Source organism: Pseudoalteromonas sp. MSK9-3, from assembly GCF_003590335.1.
In the GTDB taxonomy this organism is placed as follows: domain Bacteria; phylum Pseudomonadota; class Gammaproteobacteria; order Enterobacterales; family Alteromonadaceae; genus Pseudoalteromonas.
In genome coordinates this window covers 20491-39595 of sequence record NZ_MIET01000026.1, presented here as the reverse complement: position 1 = coordinate 39595, position 19105 = coordinate 20491, and the positions used below count along the sequence as shown (strand labels likewise).

Below are 19105 nucleotides of genomic sequence, written 5' to 3'. Positions count from 1 at the left end.
GCGCCACCGCAGTATTTATGGTGTTATACACCAATTTTGTTTCGAATAAGATCTCTGACGATAAACCTATTTGGGTGGATCACTTGATGAGTGCGTTCACTCAGCGGTCTAGGTTCATTACATAGGCTTGCCACTAGGTGCTCGGTTGTGAGGGGGGCAGTACACAGCCCTCTTGCTCCAAAACCGGTTAGCACATGTAACCCTTGATGCGGAACACTTGGTTTACCAAAGCCATATTGCTTCCCATTAGTCAGGTTACGATACGCTTCAATGAGGTCTTGTTGCTCTGGCACTTGCCCGAGCATGGGCACATGGTCGCTAAAACAGCAACGAACGGCGGCCTTTTCACTGTTAATGTCACCAAGGCTTTGCGCAAATGCACTGTCTTGGTAAAACTTCATGAGTTGTGCTCGATTGGTATCGTTGTCTTGTGATTTTATGGCGCGGCTTTTGGTGTTTTTGTCAAATGTGGCACCCATACAATGCTCGCCATTGTGGCTGGGTGTAAAATAGCCCTTGTGACACAGTACCGTTTTGAGTTTGCTTGACTCAGCCCCTTGCTCTATATGAGAGACTTGGCCTCTTACACCATGAATATGAATATCGGCCATTTGCGTAAACCGATCACTGTGCTCTCCTGCACAGACAAAAACGTCAGAGAACGGACCATAGTTCGTCGTGTCAGTATGCAAGTACCAGCCCGCCTCTGTTTGCTCTAATCGGGTGATATCGGTATTAAAATGGCTTTGAGTCGGTGCCATGTTTTGCGCGGCATTAAAAATGGCGTTGGTTAATTCTGCCGGTTCAACCCAGCCAGCTTGTTCGATATAAAGGCCTGAATAGGGCAGGTTTACACCCGCGATATCAGATGCTTGTGATTGTGTAACAGGCTTAATTAATGACGTTGGCCATTGGGCTTTTTTCACCAAGTTGGCGTGTTGCTCTGCTTTACTGTCATTAAATGCTTGTAGTAATACACCACACCAATCATGGCTAAAATGATGACCTTGCGCGTATATGTAGTCATAAAATCGACGTGCATACAAAAAAGTATGTGCGTACAGTTCACTGGGTGGTGAGTTATCGGCTTGTAAATTAGGGTAGACAGCACCTTGGCGGTTATGTGATGCCCCTTGAGCCAATTTATCATCTTGGCAAAATAAAGAGGCGTGTTTTCCACGTTTGGCCAATTGAAATAATAAACAACTACTGGCTATGCCTCCACCAATGATTGCGACTTGCTCCAGTGAGCGGGGAGCATGGTGATAATAGGGGGGGGTTGTTTCATGGCCATTGGCTTTGTCGAGTGTGCCAACCACCATTTCACGTTTACGGCCAAAGCCTTTGACTTTTTTACACGTAAAACCTGCCTCTTGTAAACCTCTGCGAACAAAGCCTGCGGCAGTGAAGGTAGCAAATGTTGCGTTGTCGCGTGATAAGTTGGCCATGGCATTAAATAAGCTTTGTTGCCACATATCTGGGTTTTTACTAGGGGCAAAACCATCTAAAAACCACGCATCAACAATCCCGTGCGATTGGTAGCTAAGCTGAGGCAGAGAGTCATGCACGTCACCAAACCATAGATCTAGTACCACTTGGCCTTGTTCAAACTCTATGCGATGGCAGCCAGCAAGAAGGGCCACAGGGTAATTATCGCATAAAGCTTTTGCCTGAAGTGTAAGCGATGGCCATGCTGCTAAGGCTTTCGCTAACTCTTCGTGTTTAATCGGAAACTTTTCAAATGAAATGAAGTGAAGCTTTTTTACTGAGCTATCTGCTGGACGATTATTAAACTGTTGCCATGCGTTTAAAAAGTTTAACCCTGTGCCAAATCCTGTTTCAGCAATTATAAAGTGAGATTGGTCATGTTTTTGCAATCGCTCTGCTATATTATTTTGAGTAAAAAAGACATAATGAGACTCGGCGAGTCCATCATCGTTTGAAAAGTAGACGTCGTCAAAGTTATCGGCGACGGGCGTACCCATCTCGTTGAAATGGATTTGTGCATTTTTTATCATAGTAATAGCGTGAACAGCAAAAATATACGCACTATTTTACGCGTTTTAGCCGTAATAGTCCGTTGTAATTTACGTAAAAAAGTTTCAGAGTACGTGTGTAAGCTGGAAAGCTGACCACTTGGTTAGGCATTTCAGCGTAGAATAGCCACAATTTAGTAAATGACTAAGGGAATTTACCCATGAGAAGAGCCGTAATTACGGGGATCGGTGTAGTTTCAAGCATCGGCAATAACAAGCAAGAAGTATTAGAGTCTTTACAAGCAGGTAAAAGCGGTATCGTTTTTAACCCTGAATTTGAAGAATATAAATTACGCAGTAATGTTTCTGGTAATATCGACATCAACGTAAAAGACTTTGTTGACCGTAAAGCACACCGCTTCATGGGAGATGCTGCGGCATTTTCTTATATCTCAATGGCACAAGCAATTGAAGATTCAGGTTTAGCTGACGATCAAGTATCGAATGAGCGTACTGGCCTGATCGTTGGTTCTGGTGGTGGTTCTTCAAAGCACCAAGTAGAAGCCGCTGATATTTTACGTGAGAAAGGCGTAAAACGCGTAGGACCCTATATGGTGCCTCGTACTATGGCGAGCACAACGTCGGCGTGTTTAGCCACACCATTTAAGATCAAAGGTGTGAATTACTCTATTAGCTCTGCGTGTGCAACATCGGCACACTGTATTGGTAATGCAGTAGAGCAAATTCAACTTGGCAAGCAAGATGTTATTTTTGCCGGTGGTGGTGAAGAGTTACATTGGACACTTGCGATGGAATTTGACGCAATGGGTGCACTATCGACTAAATACAACGATAACCCTGCAACAGCTTCACGCACATACGATGCAAATCGTGATGGCTTTGTTATTTCTGGCGGTGGCGGTATTGTGGTTGTTGAAGAACTCGAACATGCCCTCGCTCGTGGCGCACATATTTATGCTGAAATCGTAGGTTATGGTGCAACGTCTGATGGCTATGACATGGTAGCCCCTTCAGGTGAAGGTGCTGTGCGTTGTATGAAACAAGCAATGCAAGACATTGATGGCCCAATTGATTATTTAAATACACACGGTACATCTACTCCTGTAGGTGACGTGAAAGAGTTAGGTGCAATTCAAGAATTGTTTGGTGATAATTCACCAGCGATCAGTGCAACAAAAGCAATGACAGGCCATGCTCTGGGCGCGGCTGGTGTGCATGAAGCAATCTTCTCACTCTTAATGCTTGAAAATAACTTCGTAGCGCCTTCAATTAATATTGATGAGCTTGACGAGCAAGCACAGGGCTTGGACATTGTGACAGAGCGTCGTGATGTTGAGCTTAATACTGTGATGTCGAACAGTTTTGGCTTTGGTGGCACTAATGCCACATTAGTGATGCAAAAATACAAAGGCTAAGTTTTAACGCCTGAAAAAAAACCTCGCAATACGAGGTTTTTTTATGTGTTATTATTAACGGGCTGAGTGCTTCATCAAACGCTCTTTTTCACGTGACCAGTCTTTATCTTTACTGTCAGAACGTTTGTCATGCATTTTCTTACCCTTCGCAAGGTGAAACTCAAGTTTGACCCAGCATTTCTTCCAATACATCGCAGTCGCGATCAGCGAGAAGCCGTCTCGTTCAGTTGCACCAACTAAACGGTCAATCTCACGTTTATTGAGTAGCAATTTACGATAGCGCATTGGATCACAAATAACATGCGTAGAAGCACTGTTTAGCGGCTGAATTTGGCTGCTAAGTAAAAATGCTTCACCATCTTTAAGGTGAATATAGGTGTCTGAAATGTTTACTTTACCTGCTCGGATGCTTTTTACTTCCCACCCTTGCAGTTCAATGCCCGCTTCAAACTTATCGGTTAAAAAATACTCATGGCGCGCTTTTTTGTTAAGTGCGATGGTATTGGTAGTTGATTTTGATGATTTTTTCTTTGCCATAATGGCCTAGTTTACCTAGAAAAGTGGACAGACAATAGTGCTTTTTTAAATTTGTGCGTTATTTTCGCGCAGTAGCTTACAGCATACAAGATAATTCTTTAAAAGCTTGCTAAAATCGCGACAAATAGATTGGAGTAACTATGCCACAAATAGAAAAAAGTGCGTTGGTGATGTATAGCACTCAAGAAATGTTTACGCTGGTTAACGATGTAGATGCATACCCTGAGTTTTTACCAAATTGTTCAGATTCAAAAGTGATTGAATCAAACCAAAATGATATGGTCGCAAGTTTAGAAATTTCTAAAGCAGGATTAAAGAAGTGGTTTACCACGCGTAATAGCTTTGAAGGCAGTCAAGTAAAGATGCAATTAGTCGACGGGCCATTTAAGTCTTTATACGGTTATTGGGAGTTTACGGAGCTAGACGACCAAGCATGTAAAGTAACGCTAAAATTAGACTTTGAATTTGCCAATAAACTGGTTGAGCTGGCATTTGGCAAGATTTTTAATGAGGTTGCCAAAAATATGGTGACCGCATTTACACAGCGAGCTAAAACGGTGTATGGAGCAAGGTCATGATTAAAGTTGATGTGGTCTATGCGGTGCCACATAAAGCAGTGGTGATGTCTGTGGACGTTGCTGAAGGTACATCGGCTGAACAGGTAGTGCTACAGTCAGGTATTTTAGATAAGTGTGCTGATATTGATCCCACTAATTTGACCTTGGGCATTTGGAATCGAACGGTAAAGGGCAAGCAAGTCGTAAAAGAAGGCGATAGAATTGAAATTTATAGGCCGTTAATTGCAGATCCTAAAGATGCGCGCAGACGACGGGCTGAAAAAGCAAAAGATGAAGGCCGAGCCAATAAAATTACCGGCGGTAGAGCGTAAAATAAGATAAGCAGAGTACTTTTCACTCTACAGCTAAAATAAAAGGGCCTTTAGGCCCTTTTATTTTTTATATCACATTACTGATCAAGCGGTATATTGAACTCTTTTGGTTCGTCATAATCGCCTGTTATGCGGCTCAATTTGTCGTTTTCAAAAAATACAGTCAGCGATTTGCGTTGTTCAGACTCTCGGTCAATATTAAACACATACGCATAGTGCCAAGTATTGTTATTAAAGGCATCTTTTGCAATTGGACTGCCTAAAACGAATAGCACTTGCTCGCGAGTCATATCAACGCGTAGTTTTTCTACATCTGACTGCTCTAAAAAGTTACCTTGTGGTACGTTGATTCGATAGACCCAGCTTGAACAACCAGACAGCATGGCTGTAGTTATAATCGCAATGAACCACGTAGAAAGGGATTTATTAGACAGCATGTATTTGTGTATCCTTATTTTCAATTATTTTGCATGATACCGATAAAGCGCAGAAGGTAAAGCTTCTTGTCGAACTTCGACCTTAGTGTATTAAAAAAGTTTCTAAATAGAGAGTAAAAAGTAATTTCAATGAAAGAGAAGAGTGTGGAGCCGGTTTGGCATATCTATATTATTGAAACGCGATTTGGTCATTGGTACACCGGCGTGACCAATGACGTTATGGCGCGATTTGCCGCCCATCAGCAAGGTAAAGGTGCAAAAAACTTAAAAGGCAAGGGGCCGCTAACCCTTATTTTCACTTACCCTGTAGGCAGTAAAAGTGATGCATGTAAACTAGAGTGGCAAGTTAAAAAGTTAACTAAACCACAAAAGCGTCAATTTGTTGCTTCTAACGGGGTATCAAGTAACTCCACCATAAAGTTATTAATGAATTTAACTACCAGCTGAAACCGAGAAAAGTCGAGAGACTCTAACGTATCGCGTTTGGTATGGTGGTTTTTATCTTCGCCAATACCAAAATATAAATAAGGAATGTTTTCTTTAGCAAACGCATAGTGGTCGCTGGCTTTATGCCAATCTATACGGGGGTTATCCATTAACCGCTGCATTTTATAACGTGAGTTGACGATTTTTACTCGCAGAGATTCGGTGGGTTGTTTTTTGAGTACCTCGACCGCCAATTCAGTTTTTTTAGAATGCAGTACATATAACCGGTTACGTTTATTTGGTACCAGCATATCGAGATTGATATTCAAAGTTGTGCGCTCGTTTGAGTCAAGTTCACTCACAAAGTGTTTTGCGCCGTATAGGCCATTTTCTTCGGCATCAGTTGCAACAAAAGTGACACTATGGCGTCTATTGACCTGCTTTAGGCTCTGAGCTAACAATAACAGTGTTGATGTGCCAGAAGCATTGTCATTGGCGCCTGCATAATAAGAGGAGGGTTGCCCACCTAAATGGTCATAATGCGCCGTAATAACGATATTGGCTTCGCACGGAGCTACGGTGCAGGGTAATGTTGCTATGACATTGTGCCCCTTGGCTGTGCTGAAGAACCCCGTTTTAAATTCAAATGATTGGTAGAATGGCTGATACTCTAGCTGTTCAAATCGTTGATGGATGTATTGAGCACTTACATTCGGTCCTTCGCTGCCACCGGCTTTACGGCCTGCATGCGCTTTACTCGTGAGCATCTGCATATCTTTCTGAAGCTGCGATGCCAACACGCCTTCAGATAAAATAACAAAGCTAAGAATGCTAATTTTTAGCCACTGTTTGTAGCCAGCGTAACTTGCTTTGATACCGTTTTTTATCATGCTTATATTCAGAGAGCTTATATGCTTGTGATAGGTATTTTTGGGCTTGCTCAAGGTTACCTCGATAATAATGTACTTTTGCTAGTCCAAAGTAACTGCTATGCAGTTTTGTATCAAGTTTTCTTGCTTTGTTGAAGTGACGTAGGGCTAGTGCGAGGTTATTGTTCTCGAGCGCTTCATTCCCTAATACGATTTGATAATAGGGGTTGTTTTTACGTTGTTGAGTAAGCTTCTCTTCTATTGGTAAAGCCAGAGCCATGCGATTGGTTAGCCGATAGAGTAGCGCCATGTTGCCTAAGACGGTTTTATTGTCGAGGTTTAATGCCAGCGCTTGTTGGTAGGTTTTTTCAGCGAGTTGATGTTGATCAACAACACGGTAAAGTACTCCTAAATTACCCCATGCACCAGAGTAGTGTTCATCTGCATTGATGGCTGCTTTGAAATAGCTGAAGGCATGATCATATTGCTGCTTAATCATGTGCATTGCACCGCGATTACTATAAAACATCGCTAATATCCTGTTTTTAGTGATATCCGATGTAGGAAACTTTTGTTGTCGGCTATTAGGATCAAAGTCGACTGTGAGCGATCTTGGGCGGGTATAAAGCGTTACACCGGTTGTGGTGTTTTTGTTTAGTATGAAATTTGATTCGCTGATGACTAAGTTTACATGGCCTGTGAGTAGACTATAACCTTGAGTTTGATCCCAATATTCAGGAATATGGACTCGTTGAAATTGAGATTCAAAGCCGAGGTGTTCAGCTAGGCTGAAAGCGAGAATAGATAAGGACAAGCAGTTTGCATTCAGGTCATAGTAGGCTTGTGAAGCGGTTAGGTTTGCACCAGATTGATAGGACAAAGACGCATCACCATTATCTACCAAAAAGCGTAATAGCCTTTGTGTATGGGGCAGTGTTGGGGTACTGCCTTTGAAGTAGCTGTCGAGTTGCATTTTTATCGTGGCATCGAGTTGAAATATATCTTCTTGGCTTGGCACTGGTTGTTTTGCAAAAGCAGTATTGTTAAGAAGTGACTTATCGACAATAACTTCTTCAGATGTTGAACTGCACCCACTGAGTGTTAAGAGGCTGGCAAAGGTGAAAATGGTCATGACTTTATTTAGCGTAGACATCATAAAACTCCGAGCTAAAACTGCTTATTAATCAAGCATAGCCCAAAATTTGTTTAAATTATAACTAAATTGGTTACAAATTATTACCCTTATAAAAAGAGACTTATACCAGCAGGTATAAGTCTCTTTTTACTGTGTGCTTAACTATGTGGCATATGCCAAAGTTAGTGCTTTTGATCAGTTCTGTTCAAAGCTTGCGACTAAGCTATCTAGAGTTTTGGCTGAATCGGCAAGTGCTTGAATTGATTGTTCAGTATTTAGCTGCTCATTCATGACGTCATCGCTAATTGTACTTATGTGCTCAATGCTTCTGCCCACATCGGCGACGACATTACTCTGTTCTTCTGTTGCGGCTGCGATGAGCGTTGTCATGTCGTTAATCTGATTCGCCGTCTCAGTAATTGTTTCCATCAGTTCGACAGAGCTTTGCATTGTTTCAACACTCTGCACTGCTTGATGCTTAGATTGACTGATCTTTTTCACAATTGAATCAGACGCGACGGTCAACTCTGTAATAGTTGCTTGGATTTCGTCGGTCGATTGTGATGTGCGACTGGCCAGCGCACGCACCTCGTCAGCAACAACAGCAAACCCACGACCATGTTCACCAGCTCGCGCGGATTCAATGGCTGCATTAAGTGCGAGTAAGTTCGTTTGCTCTGAAATACCGCGGATCACATCAACAATGTTAGCGATAGATTGTGTTTTTTCTGCAAGTGTGGTGACTTCTAATGCCATAGCATCAATATCACTCGCTAAGTCTTGAAGTTGTGTTTGGCTATGCTGAACCCCACTGTGACTTTGATCTGACATTGCTTTACTTTGTTCAGTGAGCTTGGCTGTATTATTTGCACTGCCTGCAATTTCTTGGACAGTCGCCCCCATTTCGTTAATTGCCGCAGCAACAGAGATAGTTTGGGACTTTTGTTCATCAAGCGACTTTGAATTACTTTGGCTTTGAGCAAATACACGCTCGCTGGTACTGCGAATATCTCGACTTTCGCTGGCTACTTTTTTGATAGCCATTTCGATTTTGCTGATAAATTGATTAAAACCTTCAGCCAGAGCTTGTAATTCAGGTTGTTCAGATTCAGGTACTCGATAGTTCAGCTTAGCATCACCGCTGCCTAATCGGGCAAATAAATTGGCCATATTTGATAACGGCGCACTGAGGTTTTTGGCCAAGAATAGGCTGATCAAACTTGCTATCAGGGCGACGGCAATCGAGAACGCGATTATTTGCCACTGGAGTTGCGTGATCTCTTCGATGACTTCAGCTTCAGGGACTTGTGCTATGACATATAGATCAGTGCCTTCAATAGGGCTGGCCGCTACTAACGTTGGTTGGTCACTGACATTGAGCTTTTCTACCACAAATGCACGATTGGTGAGCAGGTTACGAACCGCTTGGTTGCCATATAAATCTCGCAGCGAGGTGGTTGCCACCAACGCGGCATCTGGGTGTAATTGAATGGTGCCTGCTTTGTTTACAACAAATACAAAGCCAGACTTCTCAATCACCATATTGCTTAGCATACTTTGCATATCATCAATGCTTTTAGCTAACCCGGCTAGACCAAGGTCACGTGTTTGCTGGTGGTTAACGAACATCTTTACATCACCAGGGGACTCTTGGAAAATGCTAATAGAGTATTCTTGTTGGCTATCTTTAAAGCCAAAAAACCACCCGTCTTGCTGTTGGTTAAGCACACGTAAAAACCCATTTTGATTCCAATATTGGCTGGTTTCACGGTTGGCCCAAGAAGCAGTAGCGAGATCATATTGATCAACTAAACGGCTCAACTCATTAACAAGTTGGGTCTCGTTGAGAGTATCGTTCCTTGCAGACTCCGTAATGAATACATTGCTAGAGAGCTGCTTAGCCGCATTTTTAAGTTGGTAAATCTGCTTGGCTATCGTTTTATTAATGCTGTCAACTTTGGCTGGTAACTCAGACTCAAGCATGCGCGTTTCGGTCATCGTTTTTGCACTATAAATCGCAGTAGCACCAATAATACTGGCAACGGTTATTGCAATTAAGCTTCCTAATAATGTAATTTTTTGAGTGATTGTAAGGCTAGTTTTTCGCATTGATCCACACTTTTCTAAAACAAGGCGACTATTCTATCATATACAATAATGCGAGCGAAGAAAGGATAGGGGTTGTTCATTAAATTACCACTTTTGTATAATGCAGTAATGGGTACATTGGTGACTGGAATTTAAAATTCGATTAAAAAAGCCCATAGCAAATGCGTATGGGCTCGGTTTCTAACAAGCGAACTGGTTTATACTATTTTTTTCATTGCTGACATGTAACCACGCAGTGTTTCACCAACGACTTCAACTGGGTGAGTGCGAATTGCATAGTTAGCATCAATAAGTGCTTGGTTGTCTGCATAGTTACTGGTGGTATCTAGCCCTTTGCCAATCACATCGATATTAATGTTTTCCATAAATGGTTTTAATAATGGCAAACATGCATGGTTATAAAGGTAACAGCCATATTCTGCAGTATCTGAAATAGTACTGTTCATCTCATACAGCTTTTTACGTGCTATTGTATTTGCGATAAGCGGTGTTTCATGAAGTGACTCGTAATACGCAGATTCATCAATGATCCCTGCGGCCGTCATGGTTTCAAAAGCCAGTTCAACACCCGCCTTAACCATTGCCACCATTAAAATACCTTGGTCAAAGAAAGTTTGTTCTGAAATCTCTTGCGTGGTGTTGGTTTGCTTTTCAAAAGCAGTTTCACCTGTCTCAGCACGCCAAGCTAATAACTTTGCATCATCTTCAGCCCAGTCAGACATCATACCCTGAGAAAATTCGCCGCTGATGATGTCATCCATATGTTTGTTATACAGTGGGCGCATGATCTGTTTAAGTTCTTCACTTAAGCTAAACGCTTTTAATTTTGCTGGATTTGATAGGCGGTCCATCATATTTGTGATGCCACCATACTTCAATGCTTCAGTGATGACTTCCCAGCCATACTGAATGAGCTTTGATGCGTATGCAGCGTCGATACCTTGTTCTACCATTTTATCGAAGCATAGCAGTGAGCCAGTTTGTAACATGCCGCATAAGATGGTTTGTTCACCCATGAGATCTGATTTTACTTCAGCAATAAAAGAGGAGTTTAATACGCCTGCACGATGGCCACCTGTCCCTGCTGCGTAAGCTTTGGCTTGCGCTAGACCCTTACCTTGTGGGTCGTTTTCTGGATGCACTGCAATGAGTGTCGGTACGCCGAATCCACGTTTATATTCTTCACGCACTTCTGTGCCTGGGCATTTTGGGGCAACCATAATTACCGTAAGATCTTCACGTACTTGCATGCCTTCTTCGACAATGTTGAAACCATGTGAATAAGCAAGCGTAGCGCCTTTTTTCATCAGTGGCATAACCGCACTAACAACCGCGGTATGTTGCTTGTCAGGGGTTAAGTTAAGTACTAAATCTGCATCAGGAATTAGCTCTTGATAGGTGCCAACAATAAACCCATTGTCAGAGGCATTCAAAAATGACTGGCGCTTTTCTGAAATGGCCGACTCACGTAATGCATAGCTTACATCTAACCCTGAATCGCGTAAATTAAGACCTTGGTTTAGACCTTGTGCACCACAACCGACAATAACGAGTTTTTTGCCGATTAATTCGTTAACACCATCGTTAAACTCTTGTGGATCCATAAATTCGCATTGGGCTAGTTGTGCTAGCTGTTCTCTTAAAGGAAGAGAGTTAAAGTAGTTCGCCATGTTAGTACCTTAAAATAATAGAGTATTAAATAGAATATAAAGTCAGCATATGCCCTGTTTTAAGTTACGTAAAATGATATATTTGAATCATAGTATTTCATAATGTGAAACATAAGGCGTATGGATCATAAACAGTTAAAGTACTTTTTAGCCTTAGCTGAAACATTGCATTTTGGCCGAGCGAGCGAGCAGTGCCATATCAGTGCACCCACTTTAAGCAGACAAATAAAGCAGCTCGAAACGGAGCTAAATATTGCTTTATTTATTAGGGACAATCGCAGCGTGAGCTTAACAGCTCAAGGTAAGGCTTTTGTTGAGTATGCACGCTCAACATTGGCACAGTGGCGGCAATTTAAAAGTGAGTGCCAAGATAATGGTCAGCCTTTAAGCGGTGAGTTAAGCTTTTATTGCTCAGTCACTGCAACCTATAGTTTTGTTTATGACCTATTTGCTAAATTTAGGCAGCAGTATCCGGCCATAGAGCTTAATTTAAATACTGGAGACCCAGCACTGTCTATTACGCATGTATTAAACGACAAAGAAGACCTCGCTGTAGCAGTAAAGCCTGCGCAATTACCACAAAGTCTATCTTATCTGCCGCTAGGGGAGTCGCAGCTTGTTATTGTTGCACCCATTGTGGCGTGTCCACTAACAGAGTTACTTTCATTGCAGCAAAGCAACAATATTCAGTGGAGCCAGCTCCCTTTTATTATGCCTGAACAAGGGATATTGAAAGACCGATTAGATCAGTTTTGTAAAACGCAGGCTTTTACACCGCGAGTGTATGCCCATGTCTCGGGCCATGAAGCAATGGTTGCATTAGCAAGCTTAGGCTTTGGTGTGGCGTGTGTGCCTGAAATAGTTTTAGCGCAAAGCCCTTTTAAAGATCAGGTTCGCTATCTCAGTTCACTGGACTTAATAGAGCCGATAGAAATTGGTTTGGTGTGCAAAACAAAGCGCTTAACGGATCCAGTTGTTACAGTTTTGTGGGAAACGGCTGAAAATTTGTTTCGCTTGTAAAGGTGCCATTCAGTTTCAGACATTAAACTAGCCGAAATAAAATAAAAACTAATCCTTTAGGTGTAGTAATGGCTAAAATCTTGATAGCTGAAAGCGAAGTTGAGTGTTTCACGCAACGCAAAATAATGTTTGAAGAAGCGGGGCATGAGGTTTTTCAGTTTTCAGATATGGATGAAATGTCGCAGTGGACTACGAGCGAGGATGTCTGTGGGGTGGTGTTAAGTGAACACTTTACTCTGGGTGACCCAACTCATTTAATTGAAAAAGTAAAAGCTAAGTTCTTAGCACCTATTATGGTGTGCACAGATTTAAAGGATGAAGACACGCATAGTGCATTACTAGAGTCTGGCGCTGATGATGTGATCACAACATCGGCAACGCCACGGTTATGGCAAGCTCGCTTAAATGCATTGCTTCGTCAATACCCATCAGATAAATCTGCAGTACTGACCTTTGGTAGCCTAGTGGTTGACTCCCGGGCACGTTTGGTAACACTCAATAATCGAGAAGTTTATCTGACAAGCCACGAATTTGAACTATTATGGTTATTGGCACGTAATGCAGGGAACGTGTTAAGCCGCGAATATGTGTACCAAACGATCATAGAAAAACCTTATCAAGATGATACACGTACGGTGGATGTGCGTATATCGAGGCTGCGCAAAAAATTAGAGGATGACCCCTCACAGCCAAGCAAGATAAAAACTATTTGGAAACAAGGGTATATTTTTGTGAAAGAGGCATGGCAATAGTGTTTTATGTTGCTTTTTTTGCACTAATAAAGCCCAGGATGGGAATGAAAATGCAGATAGAAGGCAGTGCTGTAAAGCGAAATGACTATCAGGTAGATTACTGATTTTATCTGTGTTTTTAGCCGTTTTCACTCTGTAAATTGCTGATTTTTTAGAATTATAGATTTACAAATCTTTATATTTACTTTGTTTTGGCAACGCAAATAATATTGATTGCTATTTATATGCGTGTATACTTTTATCCCAGATAAGAAAATGTAAATACTAATAATTTTCAGAGGAAATCATAAATGATTTTACGTAAGTCTCTTCTCGCTACTTCTATTCTGGCTGCAACACTAGGTTTAACAGCTTGTGGTGGTTCAAGTTCAAATGACTCAACTGCACCAACTACTCCTGAAACACCAACAAACTCAGCACCAACAGCTATCAGCATTACTGATGCACAGGTTGTTACAGAAAACCTAGCTGCAGCTCAGGTTGTTGGTACATTGGCTGCTACAGATTCAGACGCTGCAGACACACATACGTTTACTACGGATGACGAACGTTTTGTAATTGAAGGGACTACATTATCTGTTAAAGAAGGCGTGGTTCTTAACTTTGAAGCTGAACCAAAAATCATGGTAACAGTGAAAGTATCTGACGGCACAGCGGACTTTAGCCAAGAGTTAGAAATCGCAGTAACTGATGAAATGGATTATGACTTTGTAAATAAAGACACTGGCGAGTCTAACGTGCACTATTCAGGTCAAATTGCACGTCAAGTTATGATTAAAGAGCTTTCAAATTACATGAAAGGCAGTGAGTTTGTTGCTGACCGTGAGAATGGCTCTGATAAAATTAATGACTACTACAAAATTGGTACGTACACCGATTCAGTAAACAGTGATGTGAATTTCACTGAAGCTAAAGTAAGTAGCGAAACTAAAGCTGAATACGAAGAGATTTGGGGCACTAAAGCCTTGACTATTTCGGCGTTTGAAGGCGCGCTTCAAACTTTATTGACGGATGTTTCAGGCTCACATAAAGATTTATATGGCAAGATTGCGGGTAATGATGCGAAAGGCCAATACACAGATTGGAATGCCGCTGATAGCTTGACCGGTTGGGCGGGTTTGGCTGCTGCTGACAACACACCTCGTGGATTAACGAATGAGCTATTCACTGTATTAAGAGCTAATGCAGCAAGTGTTGCCAGTGGTACACTGATGACCGTTCACGATATCGAGATTGATAAAGCATACATCACAGCTGATGGTGTTGATTTACAACAGTTGATTGAGAAATTCTTGTTTGGTGCCGTTGCATTTTCACAAGGTACTGACGATTACTTAGACAATGACACAGATGGCAAAGGTTTACTGTCAGGTCATACAGACACAACGGTTGATGACAAGGGTTACACTAAACTTGAGCACCAGTGGGATGAAGGCTTCGGCTATTTTGGTGCAGCGCGTAACTATTTATCATATAACGATGCTGAAATTGCAGGTAAGGTTGATTCTGACGAAAGCAATGGCCGTGCAAGCTTTAATGGCAAGCAAGATACAAATAACGATGGCAAAATTGATTTACAGTCAGAATATAACTGGGGTAACTCAACGAATGCTGCAAAGCGTGATTTAAGCCCAGTAACGACTGATTTAACGAAAGAAGCATATACTGCTTTCTTTGACGGTCGTAAATTGTTAAACGACACAGCCGGTACAGCACTAACTGACGCACAGTTAGTTGAGTTAAATGGCTACGCGACTGCAGCACGTTTGGCTTGGGAAAAAGCAATTGTTGCTACTGTAATTCATTACATCAACGATGTTCTAGACAACAGCAAAGGTGACATTGACGATATCTCTTCTGGTACTTATACAAAAGAGCAGTTTTACGCATTTGCTAAGCATTGGGCTGAAATGAAAGGTTTTGCATTTAACATGCAGTTTAACCCTGTATCGCCATTTGTTGAAAATAAAGCAGTAACAGCTGACTTTGTTAAACTACATGAGCTAATGGGTAATGCGCCTGTAATTTCTGATGGTGTGAAAACGGTTGAACAGTACAAAGCTGACCTAATCACTGCGCGTAATATTTTACGTGATACATACCAGTGGACTGATACAGACGGCAACGTCTTAACGGGTGATGCATTAGAAAGTTTAATGCAAGCTTGGTAAACGTAACCACTTAATTATTTTGAAAAGGTTAGTCCGTAAGGGCTAACCTTTTGTTGTATTAAAAACAGAGAAAAGAGGCAATTAATGGGACATACTTTTAAACCTTTGTTGCTCGCAAGTGCTTTAGCACTTGTGCTAAGTGGGTGTGGTGATAGCACGTCTTACACCGCAGGTTCTGATCATGCAGTAAATGATTCAAATGATGATTCAGGCTCTCCGACAACTCCCCCAACAACGCCAACGGATCCAAATGGTCCAGAGTTTTCAGAAAAACAGTTGTTAGTCAGTTTGACCGATAATGTATTTACGCCAACGTTTAATGAGTTTGATAGTAAATCTGACGCACTGCCTAGTGTGGTTAAAAGTTATTGTGACTTAGAAGCGGTATTCGATCTCTCTCAGGAAGATAGCGACGCACTCGCTCAATTAACGGCATCAAAACTGGCGGCTCAAAATGCGTGGAAAGAGACCATGGTAAGCTGGCAACATGCTGAGCTTATGATTGTCGGACCTTTACTCGCCAATGATAAGTCGTTACGTAATGATATATATTCATGGCCAAGTGTTAGTACCTGTAGTGTTGATCAAGATGTGGTATTTTTCGAAAATGGCAACATTAATGGTAACGCCTACGACATTAGTAAGCGCAGCGACAAACGCCGCGGCTTAGATGCGTTAGAGTACTTGTTGTTTAATGATACGCTAACACATAGCTGCTCTTCTACAAGTGCTGGTGACGTGCTAGCTGATTGGAATAGTCGAGCTGATCAAGCACGTAAAGTATCACGTTGTCAGTATGCTGTTGAAGCAGCTAAAGACTTGGCTGTTTCGTCTGATTCGCTTGTTGCGCAGTGGTCAGGTGCGACAGGGTACGCCAATGTACTAAAAAGTGCAGGTGAACCAAATAATAAGTTTAACTCGACGAAAGAAGCGATCAACGAAATATCAGATGCGCTTTTTTACATGACCGAAGAGCTAAAAGATTACAAATTAGCGACGCCTTTAGGTTTGTTTAATAATGCATGTGGCACAAGTATTTGCCCTGAGTCGGTTGAATCGCGCTATGCAAAGCATTCGATAGAAAACATTCGCGCCAACATTAGTGCGTTTGAGCAACTATTTAATGGCGGGGGCGATGGTAATTTAGGCTTTGATGATTTCTTAGATAATCAGTCAGCGACAGATACCAAAACAATTATGTTACAAGGTATAAGTGATTCTAAAGTTGCTTCAGAAGCCATCACGACGGATTTACAAACTGCGTTGGACAGCAATACACCGGCAGTTACAACGACTCATGCAAAAGTAAAAGATGTGACGGATCAGCTGAAAAATGATTTTATTAATAAGCTTGCTCTAGAGCTTCCTGCAACTTCGGCTGGTGACAATGACTAAGGGTCCTTTTATGCAAAAATCATTACTCGCACTGGCGGTTGTGTTAGCAATACCGCACGCTGTGGCAGCAGATAATCCTGCTGATGATGGCGAATTAGAACATATTCAAATCTTGAGTCATTACGACAAGCTGAGAACGGAAGCAGGTTCAGCGACTTTATTAACTGAGGCTGAGTTAGAGAAGTTTGAGTATGATGATATTCACCGTATTTTAGGGTCTGTTCCGGGTGTTAATATTCGTGAAGAAGATGGTTATGGTTTGCGCCCTAACATTGGTTTTCGTGGCGTAACGCCTGAGCGGAGCAAAAAAATTACCATTATGGAAGATGGTGTATTAATAGGCCCATCCCCTTATTCAGCACCAGCAGCTTATTATTTTCCTGTTTCAACAAGAATGACGGCTGTAGAAGTATTTAAAGGTCCTGCGGCAATTAAACACGGGCCTCAAACTGTGGCGGGTGCTATTAACTTAGTTACGCGTCAAATCCCTGAGTTTTCAGAAGGGGGCATTGATATTGCCGCTGGGTCTGATGGCTATCAAAAAGCACATGGTCACTTTGGCTCAGTGGTTAATAATGTGGGCTTTTTAATTGAAGGTGTGTCACTAAAGGCTGATGGGTTCAAAGACCTTGATGGTGGTGGTGATACTGGCTTTAAAAAGAATGATATTTTGGCCAAGTTTAATTACACCATGCGCCAAGGTGAATTTGATCACACATTTGCATTAAAGCTTTCTTATTCAGATGAAGAATCAGATGAAACTTACTTAGGATTAACAGAGCAAGACTTTGCAGATACGCCGTATCGCAGATATGCCGCGTCACAGCCTGCATTAATGGAAACAGAGCATCAGCAAATAATGTTCTCGCATTATCTTGATGCAGATGACTTTAAGTTGACGACACGTTTATATAGAAATGACTATGAACGGGCATGGCGTAAACTCAATGGCTTGTTAAACCAGCAATTAAATAAAGTTGACGAAGATTTATCAACAATATTGTCTGATGCTGAACGTTACGACTCACAGTATCGCGTTATTTCAGGGCAGCAAAATTCAACCTCACCTGGAGACACGACTTACTACCTAAATATGGGAACTAATGATCGTGAGTATTATTCTCAAGGGTTACAAATTGATGGTCGCTTTGACTTTGACTTGTTAGGGTTTGAACATACGCTTTCAGCAGGTTTACGTTATCATGAAGATGAAATTGAGCGTAAGCATTTTGAAGAAACGTACAGCATGGTAGCTGGGATGGCCACAGACACGGGGTTTGGTGTTCGTCCTCAAACTCAGAATGTTGAGTCGACAAAAGCATGGTCAGTGTATGTTGAAGATCAAATCACGGTTGATGCGTTAACTTTGGGCGTGGGTGTGCGTGGTGAGCTAATGGATATGCACCATCACGACAACCGAAATGCCAATAATTTTCAAGATAAAACCACGCGTATTTGGTTACCAAGTGTCAGTGGCTTCTATAAATTGTCGGAAGAGTCTGGGTTATTGTTTGGTGTGCATAAAGGGTTTGTACCATCAGCACCAGCGCGTAGCGCCACTGAAGAGCTTGAGACAAGTATTAATTACGAGTTTGGTGGGCGCTTCAATGATGGTGTCACTCAACTAGAGTTAGTGACTTTTTTCAATGACTATAAAAACCTGACTGAAACCTGTGGGCAATCGAACGCAGGAATATGCGGAGAAGAAACATTCAGTGGTGGTGAGGTCGATGTATATGGGCTTGAAGCCCAGTTGTCACAGTCTTACCCACTTAATCTTCACTTAGAAATTCCATATAGTTTTGTGTATACGTACACAGAAAGTGAATTTAAGTCAGATTTTGACTCTGTCTTTCCTCAGTGGGGCTCGGTACAAAAAGGCGATCCATTGCCATACTTACCAACCCATCAAGCGTCTTTCACGATTGGGCTTTCAAGTGCTGATTGGCGTATAACTGCTGCGGTTAAGTATGTGGGTAACATGGAAGAAGTAGCTGAAAATTTACCAGATGATAGAGCTAATGAACGTATTGTACTGTCAGATGCACAAACTCCATCTAATATTACCGTTGATTTATCGGCGAGCTATGACATAAACAACTATGGTCGCATTTATGTTAAAGTCGATAACGTATTGGATGATACTGAAATCGTGAGTCGCCGCCCATATGGTGCTCGCCCTAGTAAACCAAGACAGATATCGGCAGGGTTTAAATATCAATTTTAACGATTGATACTAAGTTATAAACTAGGGTCAACTCAGTTGGCCCTTTTTTCTAGGTC

At 41.8% G+C, this 19105-nt stretch carries 16 protein-coding genes; 9 read left to right on the top strand and 7 right to left on the bottom strand.

What is annotated here, in order from left to right; all coding sequences use genetic code 11:
• Positions 1–23: 23 nt before the first annotated feature.
• Positions 24–2018 (bottom strand): bifunctional tRNA (5-methylaminomethyl-2-thiouridine)(34)-methyltransferase MnmD/FAD-dependent 5-carboxymethylaminomethyl-2-thiouridine(34) oxidoreductase MnmC, encoded by a 1995-nt coding sequence (gene mnmC, locus BGP78_RS10735; RefSeq protein ID WP_119861388.1) that lies wholly within the window; start codon positions 2016–2018, stop codon positions 24–26.
• Positions 2019–2197: 179 nt separating this feature from the next.
• Here mnmC and fabB point away from each other — a divergent pair, with 179 nt between their 5' ends.
• Positions 2198–3412, top strand: a complete 1215-nt coding sequence (gene fabB, locus BGP78_RS10730) for a beta-ketoacyl-ACP synthase I (RefSeq protein ID WP_119861387.1) — start codon at positions 2198–2200, stop codon at positions 3410–3412.
• A 54-nt stretch (positions 3413–3466) separates the two neighbouring features.
• Here fabB and smpB read toward each other — a convergent pair whose 3' ends face one another.
• On the bottom strand, positions 3467–3949 hold the full coding sequence (gene smpB, locus BGP78_RS10725) for an SsrA-binding protein SmpB (RefSeq protein WP_010367188.1): 483 nt from the start codon (positions 3947–3949) through the stop codon (positions 3467–3469).
• 140 nt (positions 3950–4089) lie between these two features.
• Between smpB and BGP78_RS10720 the strand changes: the two genes are divergently transcribed.
• Together BGP78_RS10720 and BGP78_RS10715 are read left to right on the top strand one after the other, a co-directional pair.
• Complete coding sequence (locus BGP78_RS10720; RefSeq protein ID WP_119861386.1) at positions 4090–4527, top strand: type II toxin-antitoxin system RatA family toxin; 438 nt, start codon at positions 4090–4092, stop codon at positions 4525–4527.
• The gene (locus tag BGP78_RS10715) at positions 4524–4838 is read left to right on the top strand and encodes an RnfH family protein (RefSeq protein WP_119861385.1); all 315 of its coding nucleotides are present in this window, start codon (positions 4524–4526) and stop codon (positions 4836–4838) included. Before BGP78_RS10720 ends, BGP78_RS10715 begins: the two co-directional genes overlap by 4 nt.
• 77 nt (positions 4839–4915) lie before the next feature.
• On the opposite strand, the gene BGP78_RS10710 is transcribed toward BGP78_RS10715, so the two are convergent.
• Positions 4916–5275 (bottom strand): outer membrane protein assembly factor BamE, encoded by a 360-nt coding sequence (locus BGP78_RS10710; protein WP_119861384.1) that lies wholly within the window; start codon positions 5273–5275, stop codon positions 4916–4918.
• 129 nt (positions 5276–5404) lie between these two features.
• On the opposite strand from BGP78_RS10710, the gene BGP78_RS10705 reads away from it, so the two are divergent.
• A complete protein-coding gene (locus tag BGP78_RS10705; protein ID WP_119861383.1) occupies positions 5405–5722 on the top strand; it encodes a GIY-YIG nuclease family protein in 318 nt (105 codons plus the stop codon).
• Here BGP78_RS10705 and BGP78_RS10700 read toward each other — a convergent pair.
• The 4 genes from BGP78_RS10700 to ilvC form a co-directional block, all read right to left on the bottom strand.
• Entirely contained in the window at positions 5650–6591 is a 942-nt protein-coding gene (locus BGP78_RS10700) for a M28 family peptidase (protein WP_259386292.1), read from the bottom strand. The genes BGP78_RS10705 and BGP78_RS10700 overlap by 73 nt on opposite strands.
• The gene (locus tag BGP78_RS10695; protein WP_259386290.1) at positions 6533–7726 is read right to left on the bottom strand and encodes a tetratricopeptide repeat protein; all 1194 of its coding nucleotides are present in this window, start codon (positions 7724–7726) and stop codon (positions 6533–6535) included. Before BGP78_RS10695 ends, BGP78_RS10700 begins: the two co-directional genes overlap by 59 nt.
• A 174-nt stretch (positions 7727–7900) precedes the next feature.
• The gene (locus BGP78_RS10690; protein ID WP_119861381.1) at positions 7901–9814 is read right to left on the bottom strand and encodes a methyl-accepting chemotaxis protein; all 1914 of its coding nucleotides are present in this window, start codon (positions 9812–9814) and stop codon (positions 7901–7903) included.
• Positions 9815–10011: 197 nt separating this feature from the next.
• Positions 10012–11484 (bottom strand): ketol-acid reductoisomerase, encoded by a 1473-nt coding sequence (gene ilvC, locus BGP78_RS10685; protein WP_119861380.1) that lies wholly within the window; start codon positions 11482–11484, stop codon positions 10012–10014.
• Between the two features lie 120 nt (positions 11485–11604).
• Here ilvC and ilvY point away from each other — a divergent pair, with 120 nt between their 5' ends.
• From ilvY to BGP78_RS10660, 5 genes are all read left to right on the top strand, one after another.
• Positions 11605–12504 carry an HTH-type transcriptional activator IlvY gene (ilvY, locus tag BGP78_RS10680; protein ID WP_119861379.1) on the top strand — a complete coding sequence of 300 codons (900 nt, stop codon included), beginning with the start codon at positions 11605–11607 and terminating at the stop codon, positions 12502–12504.
• Between the two features lie 68 nt (positions 12505–12572).
• A complete protein-coding gene (locus tag BGP78_RS10675; RefSeq protein WP_119861378.1) occupies positions 12573–13256 on the top strand; it encodes a response regulator transcription factor in 684 nt (227 codons plus the stop codon).
• A gap of 290 nt (positions 13257–13546) precedes the next feature.
• The gene (locus tag BGP78_RS10670) at positions 13547–15427 is read left to right on the top strand and encodes a DUF4856 domain-containing protein (protein ID WP_119861377.1); all 1881 of its coding nucleotides are present in this window, start codon (positions 13547–13549) and stop codon (positions 15425–15427) included.
• A gap of 84 nt (positions 15428–15511) precedes the next feature.
• A complete protein-coding gene (locus BGP78_RS10665) occupies positions 15512–16822 on the top strand; it encodes an imelysin family protein (RefSeq protein WP_119861376.1) in 1311 nt (436 codons plus the stop codon).
• A gap of 10 nt (positions 16823–16832) precedes the next feature.
• Positions 16833–19049 carry a TonB-dependent receptor domain-containing protein gene (locus BGP78_RS10660; RefSeq protein ID WP_259386288.1) on the top strand — a complete coding sequence of 739 codons (2217 nt, stop codon included), beginning with the start codon at positions 16833–16835 and terminating at the stop codon, positions 19047–19049.
• Positions 19050–19105 lie beyond the last annotated feature (56 nt).

Coding starts and splice junctions, on each gene's coding strand:
- mnmC (WP_119861388.1), bottom strand. CDS start 2,018: ATGATAAAAAATGCACAAATCCATTTCAACGAGATGGGTACGCCCGTC.
- fabB (WP_119861387.1), top strand. CDS start 2,198: ATGAGAAGAGCCGTAATTACGGGGATCGGTGTAGTTTCAAGCATCGGC.
- smpB (WP_010367188.1), bottom strand. CDS start 3,949: ATGGCAAAGAAAAAATCATCAAAATCAACTACCAATACCATCGCACTT.
- BGP78_RS10720 (WP_119861386.1), top strand. CDS start 4,090: ATGCCACAAATAGAAAAAAGTGCGTTGGTGATGTATAGCACTCAAGAA.
- BGP78_RS10715 (WP_119861385.1), top strand. CDS start 4,524: ATGATTAAAGTTGATGTGGTCTATGCGGTGCCACATAAAGCAGTGGTG.
- BGP78_RS10710 (WP_119861384.1), bottom strand. CDS start 5,275: ATGCTGTCTAATAAATCCCTTTCTACGTGGTTCATTGCGATTATAACT.
- BGP78_RS10705 (WP_119861383.1), top strand. CDS start 5,405: ATGAAAGAGAAGAGTGTGGAGCCGGTTTGGCATATCTATATTATTGAA.
- BGP78_RS10700 (WP_259386292.1), bottom strand. CDS start 6,591: ATGATAAAAAACGGTATCAAAGCAAGTTACGCTGGCTACAAACAGTGG.
- BGP78_RS10695 (WP_259386290.1), bottom strand. CDS start 7,726: ATGATGTCTACGCTAAATAAAGTCATGACCATTTTCACCTTTGCCAGC.
- BGP78_RS10690 (WP_119861381.1), bottom strand. CDS start 9,814: ATGCGAAAAACTAGCCTTACAATCACTCAAAAAATTACATTATTAGGA.
- ilvC (WP_119861380.1), bottom strand. CDS start 11,484: ATGGCGAACTACTTTAACTCTCTTCCTTTAAGAGAACAGCTAGCACAA.
- ilvY (WP_119861379.1), top strand. CDS start 11,605: ATGGATCATAAACAGTTAAAGTACTTTTTAGCCTTAGCTGAAACATTG.
- BGP78_RS10675 (WP_119861378.1), top strand. CDS start 12,573: ATGGCTAAAATCTTGATAGCTGAAAGCGAAGTTGAGTGTTTCACGCAA.
- BGP78_RS10670 (WP_119861377.1), top strand. CDS start 13,547: ATGATTTTACGTAAGTCTCTTCTCGCTACTTCTATTCTGGCTGCAACA.
- BGP78_RS10665 (WP_119861376.1), top strand. CDS start 15,512: ATGGGACATACTTTTAAACCTTTGTTGCTCGCAAGTGCTTTAGCACTT.
- BGP78_RS10660 (WP_259386288.1), top strand. CDS start 16,833: ATGCAAAAATCATTACTCGCACTGGCGGTTGTGTTAGCAATACCGCAC.